This is a genomic window from Bacillota bacterium (genome assembly GCA_023511835.1).
GTDB lineage: Bacteria > Bacillota > Sulfobacillia > JAIMAT01 > JAIMAT01 > JAIMAT01.
Genome location: JAIMAT010000097.1, coordinates 1 through 6,560, shown reverse-complemented (window position 1 = coordinate 6,560; position 6,560 = coordinate 1). Strand labels below are relative to the sequence as shown.

Genomic DNA, 6,560 nt, shown 5'->3' with positions numbered 1-6,560 from the left:
CGCCGCCTCGCCTCTGGCGGTGGGAGCCGCCCGCCTGCTTCTGGGCGGTTCGGTCCTCTTGCTGCTCGCCGCCGGGCGCATCCGGCGGTCCGACCCGCGCTCCTGGCCCCGGCTGCCGCTCCTCCTCTCGGCGCTCTGCATGGCGGCCTACCAGCCGCTCTTCTTCTCGGGGGTAGCTCGCGCCGGCGTGGCCGTGGGCACGCTGGTCGGCATCGGCAGCTCGCCCCTCTTCGCCGGCCTTCTGGCGGCTCTTTTGCACGGCGAGCGGCCGACCGCCCGCTGGTACGGCGCCACCCTCCTGGGGATGGCCGGGACCATGCTCCTGGCTGTCTCCGGCGGCCCGCTCCGCGCCGACCCGGCGGGACTGGCCATGGCCGCGGCGGCGGGCTTCGCCTACGCCCTCTATACGGTGCTGAGCAAGGGGCTCTTCGAGCGGCGGGATCCGCTGGCGGTGACGGGAGTGGTCTTCTTCCTGGGCGGGTTGCTGGTGGGGCCGCTCCTGCTCCTCACGCCGCCCCGTTGGATCCTGGAGCCACGCGGCCTGGCGGTGGTCCTCCACCTCGGGCTGGCCGCCACGGCGCTGGCCTACCTTCTCTTCACCCGCGGTCTCGCCGCGCTGCCGGCCTCGACGGCCGCCACGCTCTCGCTGGCGGAGCCGCTGACCGCCGCGCTCCTGGGGGCGGCGGTCCTGCACGAGAGCTTTTCGCTGGCGGAGAGCCTGGGTGCCGTCCTGCTCGCGGCCGGGTTGCTCCTGCTCTCCCTGCCGGCCGCTCTCGCCCGGCCTGTCGGACGGCCCGAGGCCATGTCATAGAATGACGCCAGACGGGGGCTCGACCCCATGGGGAGGGAGCGGATTGAACGACGGATCGGGCCCGGCCGGGGAGGCCGGGCTCTCTGCACGTACGATTCCGGGACCGCAAAGCCGCCCGTGGTTCGCGCGCCTCCGGGGTAGCGCCTGGCTGGAGCCCTCCCTTCTCCTCCTCCTGGCGGTTCTCGTCGGGGTGATCGGCGGCCTGGGCGCCATCCTCTTTCGCTGGATGATCGCTGCCGTCGGTACCGGAAGCCGCCTGCTGGTCGGCGGCGCCTCCGCATCGATCGGGCTGCCGCCCCGCCTGCTGGCGCCGCTCTCCACCACGGCCGGCCTCGTCGTCGTCGGCGCCATCACCACCTATGCCGCCCGCGAGGTGAAGGGGCACGGTGTCCCCCAGATCCTGGAGGCGCTGGCGCTCCGCGGCGGGAGGATCCGGCCGCGGGTGGCGCTCTTCGGTATCCTGGCGCCGGCCGTCACCATCGGCTCCGGCGGATCGGTGGGCCAGGAGGGGCCCATCGCCCTCATCGGGGCCTCGTTCGGCTCGGTGCTCGGGCAGCTCCTCCGGCTGGGCGACAAGCACATCTCCCTCCTCCTCGCCTGCGGCTCGGCGGCGGGCATCGCCGCCACCTTCCACGCGCCCATCGCGGGCGCCCTCTTCGGCCTGGAGGTGGTGCTGGGAAGCTACGCCATGGGCGCCATCGTCCCGGTCTTCGTCGCCGCGCTCACCGGCAGCCTCACCTTCGGCCTCTTCATGGGCGAGAGGCCCGTCCTCCCGGCGCCGGACTACGCGGTGCACGGCATCGGCCTGATCGCTCCCATGCTGCTCCTCGGTCTTCTGGCGGGTCTTTTGGGCATCGCCTACACGCGCGGCATCACCCTCAGCGAGGACCTCTTCGAGCGCCTCGGCCTGCCCTGGTGGGCCCGGACCGCCCTGGGCGGCCTGGCGGTCGGCCTGCTGGGCGTCGGCCTACCCCAGGTACTGGGGGTGGGCTACCCCACCCTAGAGGCGATGACCGCGTCGCGCGCGGGACTGGGGCTGGTGGCGCTGCTCCTGGCGGGCAAGTACCTGGCGACGCTGGTCACCATCGGCGCCGGCGGCTCCGGTGGCGTCTTCGCTCCCTCGCTCTTCCTGGGCTCGGCGCTGGGAAGCCTCTTCGGCCAGGCGGGCCGGGCGCTCTCCATCGGCGGGTGGCCCGCTCCGGGCCTCTTCTCCGTGGCGGGCATGGGCGCCGTCTTCGCCGCCTCGGCGCAGGCGCCGCTGACGGCCACCACCATCATCCTGGAGATGACCGGCGACTACCGGGTGGCACCGGCCGCCATGGCGGCCTGTGCGGTCGCCTACCTGCTCCACGGCTCGCTGCTGCAGGACTCCATGTACACGGTCAGGCTCAGCCGGCGCGGCATCATGATCCTGCGCGGCAGCGACGTCCGCCCCACCGAGCGCATCCGCGTGCGGACGGCCATGTCCCGCCTCAACCGCCCGCTCGACCCGGCGACGACGGTGAGCGAGGCTGCGCGCCTGCTGGGCCAGCACCGGCGGGAGCGCCTCTTCCTGGACGACGGGCGCGCCGTCGGTGCCGCCGAGATCCGCCAGGCACTAGACGAGGGCCGAGGCGACGAGCCGGTGGGCAAGTACGCCCGCGCCGACTACCCCTGGGTGGGCGAGGAAGCCTCGCTGGAGGAGGCGATGCGCCTCTTCGCCCTCCTCGACGCCGGCGAGCTGGCCGTCGTGCGCGAGCACGCGGGACGGCGCGAAGTGGTCGGCGTCCTCACCCAGGGAGCCGTCCTCAAGGCCTATTCGACCCAGACGCTGCTCAGCATGGAGACGTCCACCCGCATCGCGCGCCTGCGCGAAGAGCGCGCCGACGCCGGCGCCTTCGGCGAGGTGGTGCTGCCCCCCGGTTCGCCGGCGGTGGGCAAGCGGCTGGCCGAGCTCGCCCTGCCGGAGAGCTGCCTGGTGGTCAGCCTCCGGCGTCGCGGCCAGCTGCAGATCCCGCACGGCCAGACGCTCCTCGAGCCGGACGATCGCCTCCTCCTCTTCTGCGCCCCGGCGGAGCAGGTCGAGCGCGTCGCCGCCCGCCTCGCCGGCCGCGCCTCCGCCGGCGAGTAGCTCCGGCCCGGCCGGCGCAGGTTACCGCCTGAGGTGATGGCCATGCCCGTCAGCCCGGATCACGGCGCCACCGTGGCGGTTCAAGGCGGACTCCGTCCCTTCCGGGAAGCGCTCCGCCAGGCGGGCTTCCGCGTGCTGGAGTGGGAGGGGCCGGACAACCCGCCGCCCGCACCGGCGCAGGTGCTGGTGACCAGCGGCCTGGACGAGAACCTCCTGGGTGTCGCCGGCGTCCGCCAGGCGATGCCGGTCGTCGACGCCGACGGCCGGACCCCGGCAGAGGTGGTGGAGGCCGTCCGCGCCACGCTGGCCCGGCGGGGCCCGGCGGACTGACCCCATCTCCGCCCGGCGCCGGGCGGGGGCCGGACGATCCCCCGCCCCCGCGCCGGACGGCCACGCCCCCTCGCGGCCGCCGGCCCGTCAGCGTGCGGCCAGCCCGGCCGGCGCGGCCGCCCGGCCCTCCCGCGCCGCCCGGTCGAGGAGGCGGCGTACCCGCTCGCTTTCGGAGAGCACCCGGCCCGTCCCCGGATCGACGGCCCGGCAGGCGCCCTCCACCAGGCGCGTCACCACCTCCCCGCGCGCCTCGGGGTTGCCGCGCAGCTGGGGCGCATCGATGAGGCCGACGTGGACGGCCCGGGCCAACGTGGCCGGCTCCACCCAGGGGTCGTCCACGCCCGGCCCGGCCAGCAAGCGGATCGCTTCCAGGAGGATCGCCGCCTCTTCGACCAGCTCCTCCCGCCTCGCCTGGACGTTGGGATCGACGGCCATGGCGGGCAACCCCTCCAGCGCGTCGCGGACGACGCCCCGCGCCAGGCGGGTGGCCTCCACGACGTCGCGCGCCGTGGCCGCATGATCGGCCTCCACGGGCGCCACCACGTGGAGGATCTGCGGGCGGAGCGCCATCTGCAGGAGGGTGGTGGCGCCCAGGTGGCCGCGAGCCGCGTCCACGTCCGCCGGCATGCTGGTCAGCCCGGCCCGCGTCTCGCGCAGGACGGCGAAGCCCTCGCCCTGCAGCGATTCGATCAGCTCCGCCTTGGCCAGCATCTTGGCCAAGTCCATGGCGAACGACGTGCCGGGAGGCGTGTTGAACATGAACTGGGCGACGTAGGTGCGGACGCCCGCCGCCCGGGCGTTATAGGCGGCGAGGAAGGCCATGGCCACGGCCACGCTGTCGGGGGCGTCGCGCAGGCTCCAGTGGTGCGCCTCGTTCGACTCCAGCGGGATGCCGTGCGCGCCGTGCCAGGCGAAGGCCGCCTGCGCCTCGCGGATGGTCGCCTCCAGCGGCCTCCGGCTCCGCCCGTCCAGCACGCTGTACCAGGTGAGCGGCACCGCGCCCCAGGCCAGGTGGAGCGTCTCCCGGAGCAGCTCCGCCATGCGCAGGATGTCGCGGGTGCCGCTGTAGGAGCGCATGAGCGGGAAGTTGCCGCGCCGCGAGGCCTCGTAGAGGGCGCGGAACTCGCCGGGCGTGTGCACGGGAACGCCGCCGGCCCCTTCCTGGCGCGGATCGCGCTCCTCCGGATGGAAGAAGTGCTCCTGGGTGTTCTGGTCGACCCCCAGCGAGATCACGTCGACCGTAGCGGAGTCGGCGATCTCGGCGACGCCCTCCAGCGTCTCCGCATAGGAAGGACGCCCGTAGTGGTGGCGGATGAGCGGGAAGGGCGCCTGGGCGCGCACCCGTTCCACCAGCGTCTGCGGATAGGCGGCGGGCGTCGACTCCAGCGGCCGCCCGCGCAGCCAGGCCAGGACCCGCTCGTCGCCCTCGCTCCCGTCGAAGACGGCGGCGAAGAGGCCCGTGCGGGCGGCCACCCGCGCCACCGGCGGGGTACCGCCGAAGGCGAGCCGGGGCCGCCGCCCCTCCCCCAGCCCGCGGGCCTCCAGCTCGCGGGCGAAGGCCTCCAGCACGCGGCCCGCCGCCTCCGGCGTCAGCCGGTAACTGACCCCGACCAGGTCGGGACGCTCGCGCTCGACGGCGCGGGCGAAGTCGGCGGGCTCGACGGCCGGCCCCAGAAAGAGCGTCCGGTAGCCGGCCGCCTCGGCCAGCCGCAGGAAGCGGGTGACGCCCGCCACGTGGACGCACTCCCCGATGGCCCCCGCCATCACCAGCGGCCGCTTCAGACCGGCATGGGAAGCCACGAGCGGATCCCTCCTTCGCGGACGTAGCGGAGCAGCTGCTCGGCCCCGTCGAAGCCCAGGTTCTCCAGCGTCCGCCCGCGCGCCCAGAGGTCGGCGCCGGCCACCTGGCAGGCGAGCGCCACCAGCGCCTCCATCAGGGGCACGGGCACGCCCATCCGGCGGCCCAGCGAGACCAGCGGCACCAGCCCGGTGGGAACGTCCTCGAGGATGTAGCGGTTCGGGAGGCTTGCGGGCGCGGCGATGCCCTCGTAGGCGGGGTTCGTCTGGATGGCGCCGTGCAGGTCGTCGCCCGCGGCGCCGTACGCCTCCTCGAGCCAGCGGCGGGCGCTCTGGGCGGCGACGCCCAGGGCGCGCGCCACAGCCAGCCGCTCCTCGTCCAGCGCCTCGAGCAGCCGCGCCACGGCGGGCGAAATCCCCTGGCGGTAGTACTCGAAGGGCTCCCCGGCGTCGATGCGGGCCAAGTTGAGAAGGGTGGGCGCCGGGTGGAAGATGGCGCCCACGTTGCCCAGCGAGGTGGCCAGCACGTCGGGCGCGGCCACGAACTGGGGCAGCGCCCGCGCCAGCGGCTCCAGCACCTCGCCCGTCCGCCAGGCGGGAAGGGCGGCCAGGCGGACTTCGCGCTTCACCTGGTAGACGTGGACGCGCCCGGGTGCCACCGCCCGGCTGGCGTAGAGGAGCGTCTGCGCCTCGGCCACCGGCACCTCCGGGGGGGCCCCGGCCGAGCGCAGCGCCTGCTCGAACTCCAGCGCGCCCAGCGTCCGGCCGGGATGGAGCACCACGGCCTGCCCCGGGCGGAGGTGGGGCCCGATCCAGGCCGCCACCTCGCGGTGGGCGTGAGCGGGTACGACCACCATCACCAGGCGGCTTCCTTCCAGGAGCCGGTCCGGCTCCGAGCCCGCGGCCAGCACGCGCCCGAAGCCGTGCAGCGCGCCCTCCAGCTCGACGCCGCCGCGCTCGGCGACGGCGGCCACCCTCTCGGGCGTCCGGTTGAGCAGTCGGACGGGATGGCCCAGGAGGCCGAGGTGGCCGGCCATGGCCAGGCCGCCGCCTCCCGCCCCCACGACGGTGAAGCCGATCTCGGCGGACGGAGCGCGCACGCCCATCCCCCCCTCGAGCGGTCTCGAGAGCCGGTCCGGCGGGCACGAAAAAGGCCCGGGAGCGGACCCGGGTCGCGCGCGCGGCGCGCCCGGCCGCCTCCTCTCCCCACGCCTGCGAGGTTAGCTGACGGGCTCGGGCCGGAAGAGTCTGGCCCTACGGTCCCTTTGGCCGGAACCGATTGGCCCCTGGTGACTGGGTCCCCCGCTCCCCGTCTCCGGGGATTCGGCGATCAGGCGAACCGGCGTACCTCGGTTGTGCCCCCATCTTTACCCGACGCGCGCCGCCCGGTCAAGGAAGCGACCCCCCCTTCCCGCGGGCGCGCCCCGGCCCGGGCGGCGCCGCGCCGCTCCCAGCGCGCCCGCCTGGCCCCGGCGGTTGTGGGATGATGGGCCCGGGGGTGGAAGCGCTGCT

General features: G+C 75.2%; 5 protein-coding genes. 3 read left to right on the top strand and 2 right to left on the bottom strand.

Going from position 1 to position 6,560, the window contains the following annotated elements:
* From K6U79_10420 to K6U79_10410, 3 genes are all read left to right on the top strand, one after another.
* The coding region (locus K6U79_10420; protein MCL6522766.1) for a DMT family transporter at positions 1-811 on the top strand (811 nt) is incomplete at its 5' end.
* 43 nt (positions 812-854) lie between these two features.
* Positions 855-2,921: a chloride channel protein gene (locus K6U79_10415; protein MCL6522765.1), complete on the top strand. Its 2,067-nt coding sequence runs from the start codon at positions 855-857 to the stop codon at positions 2,919-2,921.
* A 33-nt stretch (positions 2,922-2,954) separates the two neighbouring features.
* Complete coding sequence (locus K6U79_10410) at positions 2,955-3,251, top strand: YkuS family protein (protein ID MCL6522764.1); 297 nt, start codon at positions 2,955-2,957, stop codon at positions 3,249-3,251.
* A gap of 87 nt (positions 3,252-3,338) precedes the next feature.
* Here K6U79_10410 and K6U79_10405 read toward each other — a convergent pair whose 3' ends face one another.
* Both K6U79_10405 and K6U79_10400 read right to left on the bottom strand, forming a co-directional pair.
* The gene (locus K6U79_10405; protein MCL6522763.1) at positions 3,339-5,015 is read right to left on the bottom strand and encodes a cobalamin-dependent protein; all 1,677 of its coding nucleotides are present in this window, start codon (positions 5,013-5,015) and stop codon (positions 3,339-3,341) included.
* Between the two features lie 14 nt (positions 5,016-5,029).
* Positions 5,030-6,154, bottom strand: coding sequence for an NAD/NADP octopine/nopaline dehydrogenase family protein (locus tag K6U79_10400; protein MCL6522762.1), 1,125 nt, complete (start codon positions 6,152-6,154; stop codon positions 5,030-5,032).
* Positions 6,155-6,560 lie beyond the last annotated feature (406 nt).